The 18,186-nt window shown below is 64.6% G+C and carries 19 protein-coding genes; 5 read left to right on the top strand and 14 right to left on the bottom strand.

The features are described 5' to 3' along the window. Positions 1-2: 2 nt before the first annotated feature. From ACXJKC_RS12320 to ACXJKC_RS12360, 9 genes are read right to left on the bottom strand one after another with little or no spacing between them, the layout of a single operon-like run. Positions 3-569: a phosphatase PAP2 family protein gene (locus tag ACXJKC_RS12320; protein ID WP_456697009.1), complete on the bottom strand. Its 567-nt coding sequence runs from the start codon at positions 567-569 to the stop codon at positions 3-5. A gap of 47 nt (positions 570-616) precedes the next feature. Beyond that, the gene (locus tag ACXJKC_RS12325) at positions 617-1,396 is read right to left on the bottom strand and encodes an enoyl-CoA hydratase/isomerase family protein (protein ID WP_456697010.1); all 780 of its coding nucleotides are present in this window, start codon (positions 1,394-1,396) and stop codon (positions 617-619) included. After that, positions 1,393-2,214, bottom strand: a complete 822-nt coding sequence (locus ACXJKC_RS12330; RefSeq protein WP_456697011.1) for an ABC transporter ATP-binding protein — start codon at positions 2,212-2,214, stop codon at positions 1,393-1,395. Before ACXJKC_RS12330 ends, ACXJKC_RS12325 begins: the two co-directional genes overlap by 4 nt. Then, positions 2,207-3,055: an ABC transporter ATP-binding protein gene (locus ACXJKC_RS12335; protein ID WP_456697012.1), complete on the bottom strand. Its 849-nt coding sequence runs from the start codon at positions 3,053-3,055 to the stop codon at positions 2,207-2,209. The genes ACXJKC_RS12330 and ACXJKC_RS12335 overlap by 8 nt, the downstream gene beginning before the upstream one ends. Then, a complete protein-coding gene (locus ACXJKC_RS12340; RefSeq protein WP_456697013.1) occupies positions 3,052-3,939 on the bottom strand; it encodes an ABC transporter permease in 888 nt (295 codons plus the stop codon). The genes ACXJKC_RS12335 and ACXJKC_RS12340 overlap by 4 nt, the downstream gene beginning before the upstream one ends. A gap of 3 nt (positions 3,940-3,942) precedes the next feature. Next, the gene (locus ACXJKC_RS12345) at positions 3,943-4,878 is read right to left on the bottom strand and encodes an ABC transporter permease (RefSeq protein ID WP_456697014.1); all 936 of its coding nucleotides are present in this window, start codon (positions 4,876-4,878) and stop codon (positions 3,943-3,945) included. A 43-nt stretch (positions 4,879-4,921) separates the two neighbouring features. Beyond that, positions 4,922-6,496 (bottom strand): ABC transporter substrate-binding protein, encoded by a 1,575-nt coding sequence (locus ACXJKC_RS12350; RefSeq protein WP_456697015.1) that lies wholly within the window; start codon positions 6,494-6,496, stop codon positions 4,922-4,924. 32 nt (positions 6,497-6,528) lie between these two features. Beyond that, the gene (locus ACXJKC_RS12355) at positions 6,529-8,118 is read right to left on the bottom strand and encodes a class I adenylate-forming enzyme family protein (protein ID WP_456697016.1); all 1,590 of its coding nucleotides are present in this window, start codon (positions 8,116-8,118) and stop codon (positions 6,529-6,531) included. Further along, positions 8,115-8,855, bottom strand: a complete 741-nt coding sequence (locus ACXJKC_RS12360; RefSeq protein ID WP_456697017.1) for a TetR/AcrR family transcriptional regulator — start codon at positions 8,853-8,855, stop codon at positions 8,115-8,117. The genes ACXJKC_RS12355 and ACXJKC_RS12360 overlap by 4 nt, the downstream gene beginning before the upstream one ends. Positions 8,856-8,979: 124 nt before the next feature. On the opposite strand from ACXJKC_RS12360, the gene ACXJKC_RS12365 reads away from it, so the two are divergent. Further along, a complete protein-coding gene (locus ACXJKC_RS12365; protein ID WP_456697018.1) occupies positions 8,980-9,939 on the top strand; it encodes an NADPH:quinone oxidoreductase family protein in 960 nt (319 codons plus the stop codon). Positions 9,940-10,026: 87 nt separating this feature from the next. Here ACXJKC_RS12365 and ACXJKC_RS12370 read toward each other — a convergent pair whose 3' ends face one another. Further along, the gene (locus ACXJKC_RS12370; RefSeq protein ID WP_456697019.1) at positions 10,027-10,887 is read right to left on the bottom strand and encodes a class I SAM-dependent methyltransferase; all 861 of its coding nucleotides are present in this window, start codon (positions 10,885-10,887) and stop codon (positions 10,027-10,029) included. A gap of 74 nt (positions 10,888-10,961) precedes the next feature. On the opposite strand from ACXJKC_RS12370, the gene ACXJKC_RS12375 reads away from it, so the two are divergent. Continuing rightward, positions 10,962-11,597 (top strand): DUF2461 domain-containing protein, encoded by a 636-nt coding sequence (locus tag ACXJKC_RS12375; protein ID WP_456697020.1) that lies wholly within the window; start codon positions 10,962-10,964, stop codon positions 11,595-11,597. Between the two features lie 16 nt (positions 11,598-11,613). Here the strand turns inward: ACXJKC_RS12375 and ACXJKC_RS12380 are convergent, their stop codons facing one another. The 4 genes from ACXJKC_RS12380 to ACXJKC_RS12395 form a co-directional block, all read right to left on the bottom strand. Then, on the bottom strand, positions 11,614-12,600 hold the full coding sequence (locus ACXJKC_RS12380) for an aldo/keto reductase (protein ID WP_456697021.1): 987 nt from the start codon (positions 12,598-12,600) through the stop codon (positions 11,614-11,616). Then, positions 12,597-13,001 (bottom strand): MerR family transcriptional regulator, encoded by a 405-nt coding sequence (locus ACXJKC_RS12385; protein WP_456697022.1) that lies wholly within the window; start codon positions 12,999-13,001, stop codon positions 12,597-12,599. Before ACXJKC_RS12385 ends, ACXJKC_RS12380 begins: the two co-directional genes overlap by 4 nt. 41 nt (positions 13,002-13,042) lie before the next feature. Then, positions 13,043-14,500, bottom strand: a complete 1,458-nt coding sequence (locus ACXJKC_RS12390; RefSeq protein WP_456697023.1) for a diguanylate cyclase domain-containing protein — start codon at positions 14,498-14,500, stop codon at positions 13,043-13,045. Positions 14,501-14,572: 72 nt separating this feature from the next. Further along, positions 14,573-15,187: a hypothetical protein gene (locus ACXJKC_RS12395; protein ID WP_456697024.1), complete on the bottom strand. Its 615-nt coding sequence runs from the start codon at positions 15,185-15,187 to the stop codon at positions 14,573-14,575. Between the two features lie 62 nt (positions 15,188-15,249). Here ACXJKC_RS12395 and ACXJKC_RS12400 point away from each other — a divergent pair, with 62 nt between their 5' ends. The 3 genes from ACXJKC_RS12400 to ACXJKC_RS12410 are packed head-to-tail and all read left to right on the top strand — an operon-like array spanning position 15,250 to position 18,169. Then, positions 15,250-16,041 carry an exodeoxyribonuclease III gene (locus ACXJKC_RS12400; protein WP_456697025.1) on the top strand — a complete coding sequence of 264 codons (792 nt, stop codon included), beginning with the start codon at positions 15,250-15,252 and terminating at the stop codon, positions 16,039-16,041. Continuing rightward, positions 16,038-17,702 (top strand): hypothetical protein, encoded by a 1,665-nt coding sequence (locus tag ACXJKC_RS12405; protein ID WP_456697026.1) that lies wholly within the window; start codon positions 16,038-16,040, stop codon positions 17,700-17,702. The genes ACXJKC_RS12400 and ACXJKC_RS12405 overlap by 4 nt, the downstream gene beginning before the upstream one ends. Beyond that, positions 17,699-18,169, top strand: a complete 471-nt coding sequence (locus ACXJKC_RS12410; RefSeq protein WP_456697027.1) for a hypothetical protein — start codon at positions 17,699-17,701, stop codon at positions 18,167-18,169. Before ACXJKC_RS12405 ends, ACXJKC_RS12410 begins: the two co-directional genes overlap by 4 nt. The last annotated feature ends 17 nt before the right edge of the window (positions 18,170-18,186 follow it).

Below are 18,186 nucleotides of genomic sequence, written 5' to 3' on the forward strand. Positions count from 1 at the left end.
ATTCATTCTCCCTTGCCCGACGGGGCCACGGCCCGGCGGTCAGTCGGCCACCGTTGCCACGCGAGCATGACACCGGCTGTGATCGCCGTGCCGAGCAGCCAGCCGACGAGGATGTCACTGACCCAGTGCCCGCCGAGATACACCATCGCGGCGGCAACGACGACGCAGCCGACGACCGCGACCGCGGCGACGGCCCTGCGCAACGCGACCGATGTCCACCAGGGAGCCAAGAGCACCGCGACAGCCACCGACGACGTCATGACGGCGTGCGAGGAGGGCATCGCGGGCTCGTGCAGCGTCGTGAGCGTCAGATCGCCCGAGGGTCGCGGACGATCGAACCAGCCTTTGAGCGGGCGTGTCGCCACCGCAGTGACGAGGACTGCCACGACCACCTGCGGAAGTCCGGCCCACAGCCGCAGGGCTGCCACGACACCCAGCCCCAGCAGTCCGACGATCGCGAACACGACCGGCGAAGCACCGAGGTCTTCGAGCAGGCGACTCGCCGAGGTGAGCGGCGATGCCCGGTGGTCGGCCACCCACCGGGCTATCGCCAGATCCAGCGCATCCATCCGCACAGGGTACGCACCCAGGGCACGGCGGAGCGCCGGATGGACGGCTAACCGTTGGCCGCTTTGGTCTCCCAGAAACGGTCGATCCCGGCTTCGAGCACGCCGCTGTCCCACACCTGCTGTGCGGCAACGTTCTCGCGCGCGATCGCGGCCTCGATGTCAGCCGGATCAGGTCGCAGGAGCTGCAGGTGGGCCGGCGTAGCGCCGCCCTCGGGCGTCCAACTCCAGATCAGGTCGATCGCGGTCTCGATGAGCTGATCGACCGCCACGATCTGATCGAGCAGCCCGATCTCCAGCGCTTCCGCCGAGTGGATCCGAGGCGAGCCCAGAACTATGCGGTGTGCGTGATTGCCCACGAGCCTGCGCAGCAGAATGCTGGAGGCGTTCGAGATCGTCAAACCGATGCCGTTCTCCGGCATGTAGTACTCCGAATTCTCCGTACCGATGCGCCCGTCGCAGCACATCGTCACCTCGGAGGCTCCGCCCACGGCCAGACCGTTGACCGCCGCGATGACCGGGACCTGGGTCCCGAGGATGGCCCGCGTGATGTCGTGGAACGACTCGACGGCGTTCAGGACGCCGGTGTTGTCTTCGGCCGAGGTGGCACTGAGATCCTCGCCGGCCGAGAACGCCCGGCCGGTTCCGGTCAGCACAATGCCGCGGGCGCGCGTTCCATCACCGTGATGGCGGATCAATGCCGCGATCTCGATGCGCATCTCCTTGCTCAGCGCATTGAGCTTTTCGGGACGACGGAACGTGATCACAGCGATCTCGCGCACGGTCTCGATATCGACGAAACCAGATCGTTGGATCTGCTCGGACGTCATGGTGCCTCCTGGGTTGGGTGATGGGATTCGACGGGAATCGGCGGCGCCGTACGACGCCAGCGACTTCCGCCAAGAGTGGGTACTGATTCGAGGAGCAAATGCGTGTAGCTCGTCTCCGGATGTGCGAACAGATCGTCGACCGGGCCGTGCTCGACGATCTCGCCGGTCCGCATGACGTACACCCGATCGCTGACGTAGCGGATGACCGACAGATCGTGCGAGATGTAGAGCATCGAGAAGCCCAGCTCCTCCTGCAGTGAACGAAGCAGGTTGAGAATCCGGGCCTGCACCGAGACATCGAGTGAGGCAGTGACTTCGTCGAGGATCAGGTAACGGGGTTTCACCGACAGGGCTCGCGCGATCGAGACCCGTTGCAGCTGCCCGCCCGAGAGCTGATGCGGATAGCGATCGAGGTGGTCGGCGTCGAGCCCCACCTTCGCCAACAGCTCGCGACGGGCTTCTGACAACTGACGCCGCGGCGTCCCGCCCAGCGTCATGGACTCACCCAGCGTCTCGCCGATCGTCATGCGCGGGTTCAACGATGACCGGGGGTCCTGGAAGACCAACTGCAGACCGCGTTTCGCCGCTGCTTTCAGCGGTTCGCGCGCCGAGGCGATGACCTGCCCGTCGAGCACGATCGTCCCGGCCGACAAGGCGTTTAGCCCGACGACGGTCTTGGCGACCGACGACTTGCCCGACCCCGACTCGCCGACCAGCCCGACCGTCTCTCCGGGGGCGATCGACACATTTACGCCCGCCACGGCACGGAAGTTCTGCCGGGAGCGGTAGGTCACTTCGACATCACGGAGCTCAAGCATGATCAACACTCCTCGCGAGGGGATCGAATTCCGGTACGTCGACCAGCGGTCGGCGACGGTCGGTCGTCAGGTCGGGGATCGCGCCGATCAGCATCTGGGTGTAGGGGTGCCGGGCTCCGGTGAGCAGATCATCGGCCGCCACGTCGTCGACGAGGTGACCGCGATACATCACGAGCACCCGGTCGCAGATCTCCGAAAGCAAGGCGATGTTGTGTGAGATCAACAGGACCGATGTCCCGTGCTGCTGGTTCAACCCCATCAGCAGCGACATGACTTGGGCCTGCACCGTGACGTCGAGGGCGGTCGTCGGCTCATCGGCGATGATCAGCCGGGCCTCGGTCATCAGGCCCATCGCAATCATGACCCGTTGCCGCATTCCGCCGGACAGTTCGTGCGGATACTGCCGCAGCCTGCGCTCGGGTTCTGGGATATGAACGTCCGCGAGGCTCTGTGCCGCCTTGGCCAGGGCGTCCTTGCGGGAGAAGCCACGGTGCGCGCGCAGCACCTCGATCATCTGCGCCCCGATCCGCATGGCCGGATTGAGCGAGCTCATCGGATCTTGGAAGACCATCGCGAGTTGGGTACCGAGCGCGGTCCGCACCTGCGCCGACGAACCGGCCTGCAGGTCGAGTCCCGCGAAGTTCAGCTCATCTGCTCGACTCGTGAGTCCGCGGGGCAACAACTGGGAGATCGCCAACGACGTCAAGGTCTTGCCGCTGCCGGACTCACCGACAACGCCGACGATCTCACCGGGCATGACCTGGAACGACACCCCGTCCACGAGCGGGTACGAACCGGTGCGGATGCTGAGGTTCTCGACGTTCAGCAGTGGTGTCGTCATGACATGTCCCCCGGTGTGGCGGAGACGGGCTGTTGTCTGCGCAACAGCGGATTCGAAGCACGTGCCAGCGCGTCGCCGAACATCGACAGGGCCAGGCCCACCAGGGCGATCATGACCGCCGGCGCCAGCGCCGCCCATGGGTTGAGATAGAAGTTCCGCACGCCGTCGGTCAGCATCTGCCCCCAGTCGAATGACGGCGCTTGCACTCCCAGGCCGAGGAAGCTGAGCGACGACAACGCGATGATGCCCTCGCCCACGGCACCGAAGCTCGTCACGGCCAGGCTGTCGGAGACATTGCGGAATATGTAGCGAGACAAGAATGAACGCCGACGCACGCCCGTGACCCGCGCCGCGGCGACGTAGTCACGGACCACGATCGACGAGACCAGGCTGAACGAGAACCGGGCGAAGACCGGCGTGAAGGCCACCCCGATCGCGATAACGGCGCTGCGGGCGCCCACGCCGAGGATCGTCACCACGACGACGCCGAGAAGAATGTCGCCGAAGCTCAGCATCGTGTCGATCGCGGTTGCTCCCAGGCGCCGGACGCGACGACCCGACACGGCGAGCAGCGCGCCGATGGTGCAGCCCAGGACTACCGCGATGGCCACGGCCGAGAAGCCCAGCAGGATCGACGTCCTGGTCGCGGCGAGGGTCCGCAGCAAGATGTCGCGGCCGAGCCCGTCCGTTCCGAGCAGATGCTCCGACGAGCGGCCCTGGCTCGCATTGACCATGTCGACCTCGGTGGCCGAGTTGCCGAAGCCGTGCGGTCCGATCGCCGCAAGCACCGCGAGCAGGACCATCGCGACAGCCGAGAACCAACCTGTCGGCGTCTTGAAGAACTCCGCGAAGCCGGAGCGTGAGGATCTGATCGAATCGGTCATGACTCAGTTCTCCATCGTCTGTGGATCGAGCACGGCCATCAGCAGGTCGACGATCATGTTGACCACGACCACGCTGACGCCGAGTACCAAGGTGACGCCCTGGACCACGGGGTAGTCGCCCGCGATGACGCCCCTGACCAGTTCAGTGCCGAGCCCGGGCCGGGCGAACACCATCTCGACGACGACTGCGCCACCGATCAGGCTCGCGAACAGGACTCCGCCGAGGGCGAGACCGGCCGTGACCGCATTGGGCAGAACATGGCGCAGATACACCCGTGAAGGACGAAGTCGTTTGCTCCGCGCAGTACGTATATACGGTTGCTCGACGACCTCGAGGGTGCGAACCCGGATGACCCGGGCGACCATCATGGTCGGTCGAAGCGCGATGGCCATCGCGGGCAGCACCAGTGCGGAGACGCCCACGGCACCTGCGACAGGGAAGATCTGCCATGTGACGGCAAAGAGGAAGACCAGGAACGTCGCAATCAGATAGTGCGGCATCGCCGACAGCGCACCCGTCACCGAACTGAAGAAGACTTCGAATCCTCGACGGTCACCCTGCGACGCTATGCCCGACAGCAGACCGATCGCGACACCCGCGATCGCGATGATCAGCAAGGCGGCACCGGCCAGGGCCGCGGTGGCACCGACCTTTCCGGCGATCAGCTCGGTCACCGGCTCACGCGTCTTGAACGAGGTACCGAGGTCTCCGCGGGCGAGTCCGGACGTGTAGTCGATGAATTGGCGACCCAGCGACTGGTCCAGGCCGAACTCCTCACGAACGAGCTGGACCGCGGTCTCATCGGCCTGCCCGCCGGCGATCGCCCTGGCCGGATCACCCGGTACCAGGTGCACCATCGCGAACGTGATGATGACGATCGAGACCAGCACGATCGCAAGACGGAGCAGCCGATCAAGGAAAAACTTCGACAACTTCATGATCGATTGCCCCGTCTTGGTCGTGTGGAGATTGGTCTGGGTACTACTTGGACTGGCTGATCGAGCGTGTGTCGATGTTGAAGTAGTTCGCCTCGAAGGTGACGCCATTGGCGAACCAGGCGGCGTTGGACCACGCGACCGGCTTGAGGTCGACGTTCTCCAGCAACGCCGCTTCGGCCTTCGACCAGAGCTCGCACTGCTCGGCACCCGTCGCGCCGGCAGCCTTCTCGACGGTCGAGTCGTACACCTTGTTCTGGACGCTTCCGACGTTGAGCGTCACGCCAAGCTCGCCGCTGATCTGGTTGACCAGTGCCGACGGCAGCGGCGTGGGAACCGGGTACGGAAAGACCATGACGTCCCAACCGCCGTCGCCGAACAGCACACCGATGGCCTGCTCGAGCGTGCCCTTGGACAACTTGACGTCGACGCCGAGCTTGCGCAGCGCATCGGCCAGGAATTCAGGTCCGGAGTTCTGCAGATCGATACCCAGTAGCCGCATCGTCAGCTTCTTGCCGCCGGGGCCGTAGCCGGCCGATGCGAGCGTAGCCTTGGCGGCGTCGAGATCGAACTGCGGCGTGAGCTTGCCATTGCCGGCTTCGTAGCAGGCCATATTGGGGGTGTACATCGTGTCGATCGGCGAACCGAGATCGAAGGTCGCCGCCTTCGCGTAGCCCGCGGAGTCGACCGCCTGGGCGACGGCCCGACGTACTTCGAGATCGGCACCCGGATGCCCCGCGGCCTGGTTGAACACCACGGCATCGGCCAGCATCGCCTTGCCGGCGATCGGCTTGTTGCTGCGCTTGAGCCGCTCGGCATCCCGGCCCAGGATCGAGGCGATGTCGACGCCCTTGGTCTCGACCAGGTTGGCGCGAGTCGTATCGTCGTTGACAACACGCAGTTCCAGGGTTCCGGGCAGCTTCGACTTCGCAACAGCCGGTGTCTCACGGCTCTTGAGCACGTACTTCTCGCCGCGCTTGGACTCGGCGAGTTCGAAGGCGCCGGTCTCTGCCGGAGTCGTCGCGAGCGCCTCGATGTCGTCGAATGCCGTGGGGCACACGACATAGCCTTGCGACAGGCCTTCCAGCAGGTACGTGTAGGGCGCGTTGAGTTGGATCGTGACGGTGTTGGCGGCATCGTCGGCCGAGATGTCCTTGGCGCCGCCGGGGCCGAAGATCCGGCTGGCGTACAGCGCGCCGGTCTTGGGATCGGCCAGGTGCTGCAGAGACTTGGCGACGCCGGTCGCGGTCAACGCGGTGCCGTCGGCGCAGGTCAGACCGCTCCTGAGGGTGAACGTCGCCGAATCGGGCTTGACGTCCCACTTCTCGGCCAGGGAGCCGGTGACCTCGACCTTGGAGTCGGATGCCTGGACCCGCACCAGCGTGTCGTAGACCGCGTCGAAAACTTGCTTGGCACCCGATTCGGCAGCGCTCTTGAACGGATCGAAGCTGTCGACGTCATTGCGCAGCACGAGGCTGACCGACGACGGGGCGTCGCCGGCGGCAGAGCTCTTGCCGCCGGACGAGTCGCCGCCACATGCCGCGGCGGCGACCGCCACCACACCGAGTGAGGCTGCGACCGCGATGAGACGAGTCGACCTACGAGAGATGGATCTGGACATGCTGCACCTGCTTTCGTGAACGGGGGAAGGATTTATCGAACGGATTGAAGGTCGAAGGTCACGCCGGGATCGTGGTCCTGGCGTGCCTGGAGCTTGGCCTTGGCAATGCGTTCTGACGGGGTCATCGGGAATTCGTCGACGAACTCGACGAAACGGGGGACTTTGAAGCGGGCAAGGCGGGTGCGCACATCGTCGAGAATCTCTGCCGCGGTGTCCGCAGTCGGTTCGATCCCGGGGATCAGACGGATGAATGCCTTGACCTCTTCGCCGAACAGTTCATCGGGAACCGGCACCACCGCGGTCGCCAGCACCGCGTCATGTTGCTCCAATGCCCGCTCGACCTCGGCACACGAGACGTTCTCGCCGCCACGGCGGACCATGTCCTTGAGCCGGCCGACCAGGTAGTAGCGGCCGTTCTCGTCGCGCCGGGCGAGATCGCCGGTGTGCAGCCATCCCGCGCGGATCGTCTGCGCTGTCACTTCGGGCTGGTTCCAGTAGCCGAGCATCAGGGGCTTGCCCCGGACGACCAGCTCGCCGACTTCGCCGTCGGGGACCGCGGCACCCTCGGCGTCGACGATCCGCACTTTCTTGGTGGGCACCGGACGTCCCATGGAACCGCTGCCGACGACATCGACATCGTCGACCGGGGAGATCAGGTCGACACCGGACTCGGTCATCCCGTAGGCCTCGCGCCAAGGGGCTCCCCAGCGTTGTTCGAGCTCCGCGTGTCGCGCCGCGGGAATGCCGGAGCACAGAACCAGGCGGACCGCATTGTCGAGGTCGTCCTCGGTCGGCGGCTGCTTGAGCAGCAGGACCGGCATCGTGCCGAGGACGTAGAAGATCGTGGCGCGATGCTCGCGCACCGACGGCCAGAAGCCCGACGCGGAGAACTTCGGCAGTACGACGAGCGGCACGCCTGCCGTCAGGCACATCGCGGTGTTCCACTGCGGATCGATATAGGAGAAGGGCTGGGCGGTCAGGACCACGTCCTGATCGTCGAGCCCGGCCATTCCCGCGGCGACCCAGCCCATTCGGACCCAGTAGTCGTGGGTCAGCATGCAGGCTTTGGGAAAGCCGGTCGTACCGGACGTGTACTGCAGATTGGCCAAGGAGTCGGCGGTGACGTCGATCGCCGGCGTCTGCGAACTGCACGTCGCGAGGACCTCATCGAGGTCCTCGAAGTCGAGCACCCCCTGCACAGTGTCGAGCATCCGGACGACTTCGTCGACGAGATCGCGGTAGTCGGCGACCGTCAACACAAGCTTGGCACCCGAATCGCGGAGGACGAATTCGAGATCCGCCGACATGTATGCCGAGTTGATCGGCACGACGACGGCGCCGGCTTTGAGCGCGGCCAGCCAGCTCAGAGGCCAGCCGATCCGATTGGGCATCATGATCGCGACCCGGTCACCGGGCCGGATGCCCAGGTCGATCAAGTGATTCGCCAGCCGGGACGTGAGCTCATCGGCTGCCGCGAACGTCATCGAGCCGGCCGAGAAGCGCAGAAACTCGCGCCCGCCGAACTCGGTCGCCGCACGGGCCAATAGGGCAATGAGGGTCGCAGGCTCAGGGTCGGCGGCGATGCGATCTGCCGGCACGACCACCTCATGCTGTGTGGTCATCGGTCTGTGTCCTCTTCATTCGGCTGGGTTTCGGGGAGCACACGCGGCTCCCAGTCGGCACGCACCTGCAGATCGAGATCGACCAGGTCGACATCCTTCGACGTGATGGGCCTGCCCTCGCGACTTGCGCGGACCGCGGTCAATGCGATGTCGACGAACTCGATCGCGATGGTGTCGAGATCGGTCTCGCCATCGGCGCGGTACCACTCGCTGACACCCGTGCACATCGCCATCAGGGCCAGGCGGGTGAGCCGGTGATCGGCAATCGTGAAGACACCCTCTTCCGCGCCTGCGGCCAGGACGTCCTTCCAGAGGCGCTCGTATTCATCGCGCATCGACAGGATCTCCGCACGAGCCTCGCTCCCGTGGGGCAGCGCGCGGATCTCACCGTCGGTCACGAGACTGATCATCTGGTTGACGCCGTGGGCACCGACCAGTCCGCTCACCAGGAGCGCCAGGCGGTCTTCGGGCTTCTCGACGTGGGCCAATGCCGCGTCAGCTGTGTCAGTCAGCAGCTGCTGACCCTGACGCATGATCTCGCGCAGCAAAGTCTCTTTGTTGGTCACGAAGTGGTACACACCGGCGTTCGTGATGCCGACCTGCTTGGCGATATCGCGGATTCCGGTCGCGGCATATCCCTGCATCGCGAACAGGTAGACCGCAGCCGCCTTGATGCGGGTCGACGTATCTCCTGAGGCGGAGAGATCAAGGCTTGGTACGCCTGCTTCCTTGCCCATGGATCCTCCTGGTTACTGAACGGTCGGTAACGTGTTCGCAGTCACGTTACCGTTCGTTCGGTAAGTCGTCAATTGTTGGGCGAGTGAGATAAGCGCTTGCTTAGAAATGCGCTATGGTCGGCGCATGAGAGCTGTGCAGATCACCACCCTGGACGGGCCTTCGGCGGTCCAGGTCGTCGAACTACCGACCCCCGAGCCCGGTCCGGACCAGGTATTGATCCGGGTGCGCGCATCAGGCGTCGCCTTCCCCGAAGTCCTGCAATCCCGAGGGCTTTATCAGATGAAGCCCGATCTCCCGTTCACCCCGGGAGCCGAGATCGCCGGCGAGATCATCAGCGCACCGGCCGGATCCGGCTTCTCCCCGGGAGACCGGGTCGCCTCCTTGTGCCTCCTCGGCGGATTCGCCGAGGAAGCCCTCGCACCGGTCGATACGACATTCGCGCTGCCGGACAACATCTCGTTCGAGCAGGGCGCATCGATCATCTTCAACTACGGCACGGCCTACTTCGCACTGATCGAGCGTGGCCAGCTCCAAGCCGGCGAATCGGTCCTGGTCCAGGGCGCGGCCGGCGGCATCGGCACGGCATCGATCCAGATCGCCAAGGCATTCGGCGCAGGCCGGGTCGTCGCGGTGACCTCGACTCCGGAGAAGGGCGCGATCGCCCTGGAAGCCGGTGCCGACGAGTTCGTACTGGCCGACGGCTTCAAGGACCAGGTCAAGTCCAACGGCGGTGTCGACATCGTCGTCGACCCGGTCGGCGGCGACCGATTCACCGACTCACTGCGTTGCCTGAACGATGACGGACGGCTTCTCGTCATCGGATTCACGGCTGGGGAGATCCCGCAGGTCAAGGTCAACCGGCTCCTGCTCAACAACGTCTCGGTCGTGGGCGTCGGCTGGGGCGCGTATGTCCTGACCCGTCCAGGTCACATCGCCAAGGAATGGGAGGCGCTCGTGCCGCATCTCGAAAACGGATCCCTCAAGCCAGTCGTCGGCCCCACCTTCGAGCTGGACGAAGCAGCTGCGGCCCTCCTGACGCTCGACGAACGCCGAGCCACCGGCAAAGTACTGCTCACCCCCTAGACGCCGACCCTGACCGTGTGAAACGAGGACCTTGGTGGTGGATGTGAGCCTTCGCCGACCATCTCCCCCGGAGGCCCTCGTTTCTGGTCAAGCAGTTGCTGTCGGTTGCTGCGCCTCTGCCCGGCCGGGTAGCTCGGCAATCAGCATCTCGTAGGGCGGGTCGAACATCGACCCCCAACAGACGCTGTTGATCAACACGTGCGAGGTCGGCTTCATGGCGGCCACCATCGCTTCGTCGATCACGCTGACGTGACCCCGTGTGAGGTTGTCAGCAGGCTCGTCGTACGGAGCGACAATGAACACCGCGATCCGCGCCAGCTCCTGCAGCCTCTCGCAGAAGGCAACGGGGTCCTCAACATGCTCGATCACGTGACTCGCGATGACGATGTCATATCGCGACTCAAGCTTGAACACATCGCCCTGGATGAATGGGACCCGAGGGGCCACGGCCCACAGATAGTTCCGGAACGTCGTCGAAATATCGATCGCGGAAACCTTCATGCGGTACCCGAGACGCCCTTTGCTATAGAGCTCGGCCAGGAGCTCGGTGCCAAGACCGGTTCCGGGGCCTACGTCCAAGACCGTGAATCGGGTCTTACGGGGGTAGGAGCCGATCAGCTTCTGAATATGCGGCAACAGCTCGATCATGTATTGAAGCGATTGGGCGCCCGAGGTCTCGGAAAGCCGGACATTGCCCGGGGTGGAAGGCGGCGACGCCAGTTGTTCAACACGAGCCTGCAACGCGTGGAGTTCACGTAGAACCTTCGCGATCCGCTTGGGCTGTCCAGAAGCGAAGGCAGCTTCGATCCTTCTCTCGAGCGGAACCTCACGAGGCGCGACCTTGCCAGTGACGAGGGCCTTCGCGGCTCGGGCAGTGTCGATCGCCGCTTGATCTCGAGGTGACGGCAGCTTGCGAAGAGTCAATCTGACTCTATTCTGGAAAGGCATCCACACAACCTATCGGCATGCGTACCCCCTTGCTGACATTTCATGACTCTGCCAATAGTGCGTACCCTCGATTTGTGGATGAGTTCGCTGGATTCCCCGTTGCCGCGTTGGACTTCTACGACGATCTGGAGATGGACAACACCAAGACGTTCTGGGAAGCCAACAAAGAGGTGTACGTAACCTCGGTCGCTGGTCCTATGAAAGCGCTCACCGCGGCCCTCTGCGACGAGTTCGGTGAGGCCAAGATCTTTCGGCCCTACCGGGATGTCCGCTTCGCCAAGGACAAGACCCCGTACAAGATCCACCAGGGCGCTTTCGTCGCCACCGGGCCCTCGACGGGCTACTACCTGCAACTCGGTGCCGCCGGAGTGCGCGTCGGTGCGGGATTCTATGAGGCCTCGGCGGCGCGCCTCGCCAGCGTGCGTGAAGCCATCGTCGAACCGCGCCGCGGCGGTGAGCTCGAGGACATCCTCGCGACTCTGACGGCAGCAGGCTGGGAGGTCGGCGGCGACCGACTCAAGACCGCACCCCGCGGGTACGACATCGATCACCCCCGCATAGAGCTGCTGCGCCACAAGTCGATGACGCTCGGCAAGTCGTACGGCTTCGAGCCGGTCATCCACAGCGCGGACCTCGTTGACAAGATCCGCGCCGACTGGCGTGAGACCACACCGATGATCGACTGGGTGCTGCGCTACGCCAAGGGCTGAACCGCATCACGGCAGGTCAGAGATGCACCTGCCGCATCCCCTCCTCGCCATACCGTTCACCGGCCGCGACGCCGACCGGTGCCGCAGCGTCGAGTGCCTCCAGGTCCGCTGCGCTGAGGTCGATGTCGACTGCGGCGACGTTCTCCTCCAGGTACTTACGCCGTTTCGTGCCGGGGATCGCCACGACGCTGTCCTGCGCGAGCACCCAGGCGAGTGCGAGCTGTCCGGCCGTCACTCCCTTGGCGTCCGCAAGTGCACGTACCCGGTCCACGACGGTGAGGTTCTGCGCGAGGTTGTCGGCGTCGAAACGTGGACTGATCTTGCGGAAGTCACCGTCCTCCAGATCGTCGGTCGAGGAGATCGCCCCGGTCAGCACACCGCGGCCCAGCGGTGAATACGCGACGAACGCGATCCCGAGTTCACGGATCGTGTCCAACACCCCGTTGACCTCGGGTGTGCGTTCGAACAGCGAATACTCGGTCTGGACGGCGGTTATCGGATGGACCGCATGGGCTCGACGAATCGTGTCCGGCGCCGCTTCGGAGAGACCCAGGTACCTGACCTTGCCCTCGGCGACGAACTCCGCCATCGCGCCGACCGTCTCTTCGATCGGGATATCGGGATCCACACGGTGCAGGTAGTACAGGTCGACGTACTCCATGCCCAGGTTGCGCAACGACCGCTCGAGGGCTTTGCGGGCGTACTCGGGGCTGCCGTCGGGCGGGCCGATCACGCCGTCGTCACTGACATTCCGGGCGAACTTGGTTGCGATCGCGAACTCGTCGCGCCGACCGCCGATCGTCCTACCGATGAGCTGCTCGTTCAGGAACGGTCCGTAGATCTCGGCGGTGTCGATCATCGTGACACCGAGATCGAGCGCCCGATGCAGAGTCGCGGCCGATTCGGTGTCGTCGCGATCGCCGTAGAACGCCGACATTCCCATCGCACCGAGTCCCTCGACGCTGGCTTCCAGCCCTTGACTTCCCCATGTGGTGTTCTTCATCTGTCCTGGTTCTCCCTGCCTGCGGTGTGCGCTGTGTAGTAGTCGATCTTGCTGTCGATGGCCTGCAGATGCCGCTGCACCTCGTCGAGCTGCTCGAGGACGTTGAGCCGGTGCGTCCGGAGTATCTCCAGACGTTGCGGCTCGGTGCCGTCGATCCGGTAGAGCGCGACGAACTGCTTGATCTCACGGATCGGCATCCCGGTCCGCCGGAGCATCACCAGAGTTCGCAGCCAGCGCAGATTCTGTTCGGAGTACCGACGCTGACCCGACGCCGAGCGTCCCGGGCGATGCAGCGTCAGCCCTTCCTTCTCGTAGTAGCGCAGGGTGTCGACACTCAGTCCGCTCAGTTCGGCGGCCGCACTGATCGTCAGCCCCTCGGAGGGCACATCTGTCACGGTCATGACTTCAGCATGAACCCTGGAGCGCACTCCAGGTCAAGTCCTCAGATCAGCGGGCCGGCCGCGACCCAGCACGCACGGCCTGCCGACTTCGCCTCGTACAGCGCCCGGTCGGCAGCAGCGACGAACGGTCCGATGTCATCGACCTGGTTCGCCTCGACGATCACCAACCCCAGACTCATCGACAGCTCGACCCGCTGACGGCCCGACCAGAACGGGGCCTTCATGGCCGCCACGACGGCGTCGGCCAGTCCTTCGGCATCCGCACGCTCGGCACATCGGGCAAGCATCAAGAACTCGTCGCCGCCCAGTCTGATCACCGAAGCCGCGGCCGGCATCACATCACGCAACCGAGCCGCAGTCTCGATCAGCACTCGATCGCCCACCTGGTGACCAAATCTGTCGTTGGCCGCCTTGAAGCCGTCGAGATCCCCGGCCATCACCAGGACCAATGGGTGCTCGTCGGACGGCGCAGCGGCCACGTCCATGACCGGACGGGCGCCCCGCCGGTTGAGCAGGCCTGTCAGTGGATCGTGCTCGGCATCGTGCTGGTGGCGCAGTTGTTCGCGCCGCTCCGACGATATGTCGACGATCGTGCAGACCGCCCGCTCGGGCTTGATGACGGTGTGCGCGATACCTCTGACGGTGACCTGGAACCATTGCGGCCCGCTGGGATGGTTCAGCATCGCGACGAAGGTCGCCACCCCCATCGCACCGTCGAAGACCAGGCGTAGAACGTCGTGGAGACCCCCTGGCCCGTCGACCGTCGTGATCGCGGCGTCGAAGGAGGCAGCATCGGCGATCTGCCCGAAGACGTCAGCGAACGCTCGGTTGACGTCGACGAACTCGCCCGAGGATCGGGCGATCGCGGTCAGGGTGGGCGCCGAATCGAAGGCCAGACGGTAGACCTGCTCATTGAGTTCGGACCGAGCCAGCATGCGGGAGGCGGCCAAAGCGGTCTCCGCCTGGCGGATCAGGATCTCGAGCGTTGCGCACTGCGCGGCGTCGGGCACGAGCCCAGACCGCGGCATGTCGACGCTGACTGTGCCGATCAGGTCACCGGCAGCATCCGACAAGGCGCTGAACAGCATGTGCTCCTTGGTCCAGGCCAGCGGATCGTCGCGATGCGGTTCGAACCACGCTTCGTCCTCGTTGATCCACTCCACTTCGACCTGGGGATTGCCCGCATCGGTCGTCAGCAGCAGACCGTGGTGCGGATGTGCGGACGCGATCTCGAGGTCCCATCCCTCCCTCGTACTTGTAGTGCCCAGCAAATCGGACACACTCGGCGGTCCGGCGACCGCGACGACCTCCAACTCCCCCGAAGCGGCGACCAAATTGATCGCGGCCGCCTCGAACTGCGCGATTTCCACAATGGCGTAGCAGATCGAGTCGAGAATCACCTTCAGATCCGCGGTCGTCGCCAAATCACGCGTCAGGTCGACCAGACCCTCTACGGTGCGCAGGGACAAGAACTGCTCGTCGCTCGCATCCGGTTCCATGCCTCACCTCGCTCCCGAGAGCCCCAGATTACGTGCGGATATGCAGACCTGTCAGAGAATGGAGCAACGATCTCAAGGAGATCCCTCGGCGTCGTCACGAGTGCGGCGCAGTTCGTCGCGCTCCCCCCGCAGCCGTTCGACCTCAACCTTGCGGCGCTTCAGACGCATACTCAGGCCGGTCGCGGCGACCGCCACCACTGCACCGGCGATGACGCCGACGAGCGTCGCCCACCGAAATCCTGGCGCATCCACATCGAAGATTCGCTCGCCCGCGTGGGCGGCATTGCTATTGCCGGCCACGACCGAGAGCGTCAGCCAGTTGGGCGCCGCCAGGACGATCGCGATCAAAGCCACGATGCCGCGCCACGTCCAGTTGAAGAACCGTCGGCGCACTTGGAAAAGCAGCAGCAATGGAATCGCGGTGAACACGAATCCGTAGAACAGTCCCCACATGGTTCCGCGGGTGACGCCGCCGTTGACCTGATCGGCCACCCGCTGAGCCCACCAGCGCGGGAAGAATGCCGCCGACATCAGGTAGACGATGTACGCGACTCCGACGATCACGATCGCCAGGACGATCCGTCTGACCCAACGTTGCGGTGACGTGTCGGGCTTCTGGGCGATCGCACCCTCGATGCGATCGTCCTCGTGCCCCGGATTGTGCGCAGCCGAATCCTGGTCGCTCATGTCGCCATCATGGCATCGCTCCTCAGTTTTTGGGCACTGGCGCGACGCGGTAAGTTCGTCGAGTGCGTATTGCCACCTGGAACGTCAACTCCATCCGAAGCCGAATCGACCGGGTCACCGGTTGGCTCGAGCGCAATGACATCGATGTACTCGCGATCCAAGAGACCAAGTGCCGTGAGGAGCAGTTCCCCGGACTCGAACTCGCTTCGATGGGGTACGAAGTCGCGCACTTCGGCCTCAACCAGTGGAATGGCGTGGCCCTGCTCTCACGGGTCGGACTCGAGGACGTCGCGACGTCATTCGCCGACGATCAGCCCCTTTTCGGCGAACCCGAGGTGCTGGAGCCCCGGGCCATCGGCGCGACCTGTGGCGGGGTGCGGGTCTGGAGCTTCTACGTGCCGAACGGCCGTGAGGTCGACCATGCGCACTACGTCTACAAACTCGCCTGGCTCGAGCGTCTGCGCCAAGTCGCCGGCGGCTGGCTGGAAGACAATCCCGACGCCCAGATCGCGCTGACGGGAGACTGGAATGTCGCCCCGCAGGACGAAGATGTGTGGGACATGTCGGTGTTCGAGGGCAAGACCCATGTCTCCCAGCCGGAGCGCGATGCGTTTCAGGCAGTCGTCGACGCGGGCTTCGCCGACGTCGTACGCCCCCATGCCCCCGGCCCCGGCGTCTACACGTATTGGGACTACCAACAGCTCGCGTTTCCCAAGAAGCGTGGCCTGCGGATCGACTTCATCCTGGCCTCCCAGGCGCTCGCGGCCCGGGTCGACACGGCCTGGATCGACCGCGAGGAACGCAAGGGCAAAGGCGCCAGCGACCACGCACCTGTCGTCATCGAAATCGCATGACGCCCGCTGCAGAAGCAACACACGTCGTAGGTGCCATAGGCCAGATCGACGAGGTACTCCGACAACGTCTGAACGCGACTTTTTCTGACCACGTACAGCATCGGCTCGGCACCGATGACGCCATACTGCTCACCCGCGGCGCCACCTACTCCTGGAAGTCTGGGACCGAGCAGGGGATTCTATGGTCGCCGTCTGCCGATCCCGGAGCCGTGGCGACCTCCGACGCCGCGACACACGAGGCAGTCGGTCCTCACCTCGTGGTCGGACAAACCGAGATCAGCCTCAACAGCGCTGCTTGGGGATTCCAACCCGTGTACGTCCACCAGCAGCACGGGGCCCTCCTGTTTGCCACGACCACGTCTGCCCTGCTCCAGTTGATCGACAGCCGTCTCGATCCTGACTGGGATGCCTGGGCATCGATCATGATGCTGGGATATCTCATCGGTGGCCGCACGCTGTTCACTCAGATCGAACGCCTGCGGGAGTGTGAAGGACGCGTCCTCGACCGCACCTCGGGCCGCTTCACCACCCGTCGCGGCGTTCCCCGAACCGTGGGCCGCGACAACGAGGCCAGTCCGGACGAGGTGGTCGAGGCTCTTAGACACGCCCTGGTGAGCCACCCTGCACTGGCCGGACGCGACAAGGATCCTCACGACTACGTCGCGTCGCTTCCCCTCACAGGGGGCTATGATTCGCGCCTGCTCGGCTCAATCTTCCTCAATGCGCTCGGAGCCGGATCGGTCCGTTCAGTGACGACATCGACCCACCGCGCCGGAGCAGATCCTGACGTAACGTTCGGAACGTCGCTGGGCGACCGGTTTGGCGTGACTCAACGGATCCTCAATCCCGATGGCGGCGCGTACCCCGTCTATGCCAAGCGAATGTTCGACCTCCTCGAGCACGAGTCGGCCGAACACGTCTGGTTCGAGCCCGTTGCTGCGGTGCTGCACGAGTGGGGTGCTCCAACTATCGACGGACTGTCGGGCGACATGCTCATGAAGAACACGTTCGTCAAGGACACATTGCAATACGCCAAGAACGTCGACGAGCACCGAGAAGCCTTCTGGCACAACATGAATCGAGCGCCCTACCTCCCGCTGCCTGGCGTCTCCGCCGCCATGTTGGCTGACATGACGGCCCGTGTCCGCAGTGATTTCGATCTGATCCACGCAGACTACGAAGGCGCCGACAACATGACCAGGCTCATCGCCTTGGCTACCCGATCACAACGAGGCGTCGCGACGATCCCGCACAAGGTGCTCGCGGCCGGGGTAGAACCCGTCACACCGTTCATGCATCCCGACGTCATCTCGGCGCTCCTGTCGATCCCGGGGGCCGCCCGCGCCGATGGTGCCCTTGCCAGGAAGCTGCTTGACACCGCCGAGCCCGGGCTCGGCGACCTGCCCTCGTCGAACGACTGGATCCCCGGCACCACGTCAGGCCGACGCCGATCAAGTACGCCTGAATCCTACGCTTGGGCAGCCGACAGATTCGGAGTTCTGAACGAGTTCATCGGGGATGGATTCACCGATGCGGACATCGCAGTACTCCATTCACCCAACGGTGATCGGTGGCGACTACGACTCATTCTGCTCGCCGACTGGCTCGACACCTACAACGCCCGGCTGACGTCGGTGACGCCTCCGTGGTGGGTAGCATGAAAGCGCTTTCGGCTAGTCCGTCACTGCACGGACCGCATCTTCTCGTCGTCGCGGACGAATCAGTCGACATCGACTTGCTGCGCAAACTCGGATTCACTCAGATCACGATCGCGCGACGGCGCGCCGATGGCAGCTTCGACCCCCGAATCGACGTGACCTTTGACCTTGCAATCGCCACGATCACCCGACTCGACGCGGCTATTGTCCGCACTGTGGCAGATTTCGTACTTCCCCGCCTGGCGCCTGACGCACCACTCCAGTTCTTCGGTAAGGCAAAGACCCGCGTGAAGGACCTGACTCTGATCCGCGACACGCTGCCCCGGCTCGAGGTCGCTGTGGCGCCGATGCCCAAACCGTTCAACCGGCAGGCGATCGAGGTGCGCACCGCGCAAGCCGGACGCTGGTCGCCCAGGATCCTCAGTCGCGATCGAGGTTCGAGGAGCATTTTGAAAGTCCGCCGCCTGTAGCATCGTGGCTTGGTACG

It is taken from the genome of Aeromicrobium sp. P5_D10 (assembly GCF_054049535.1).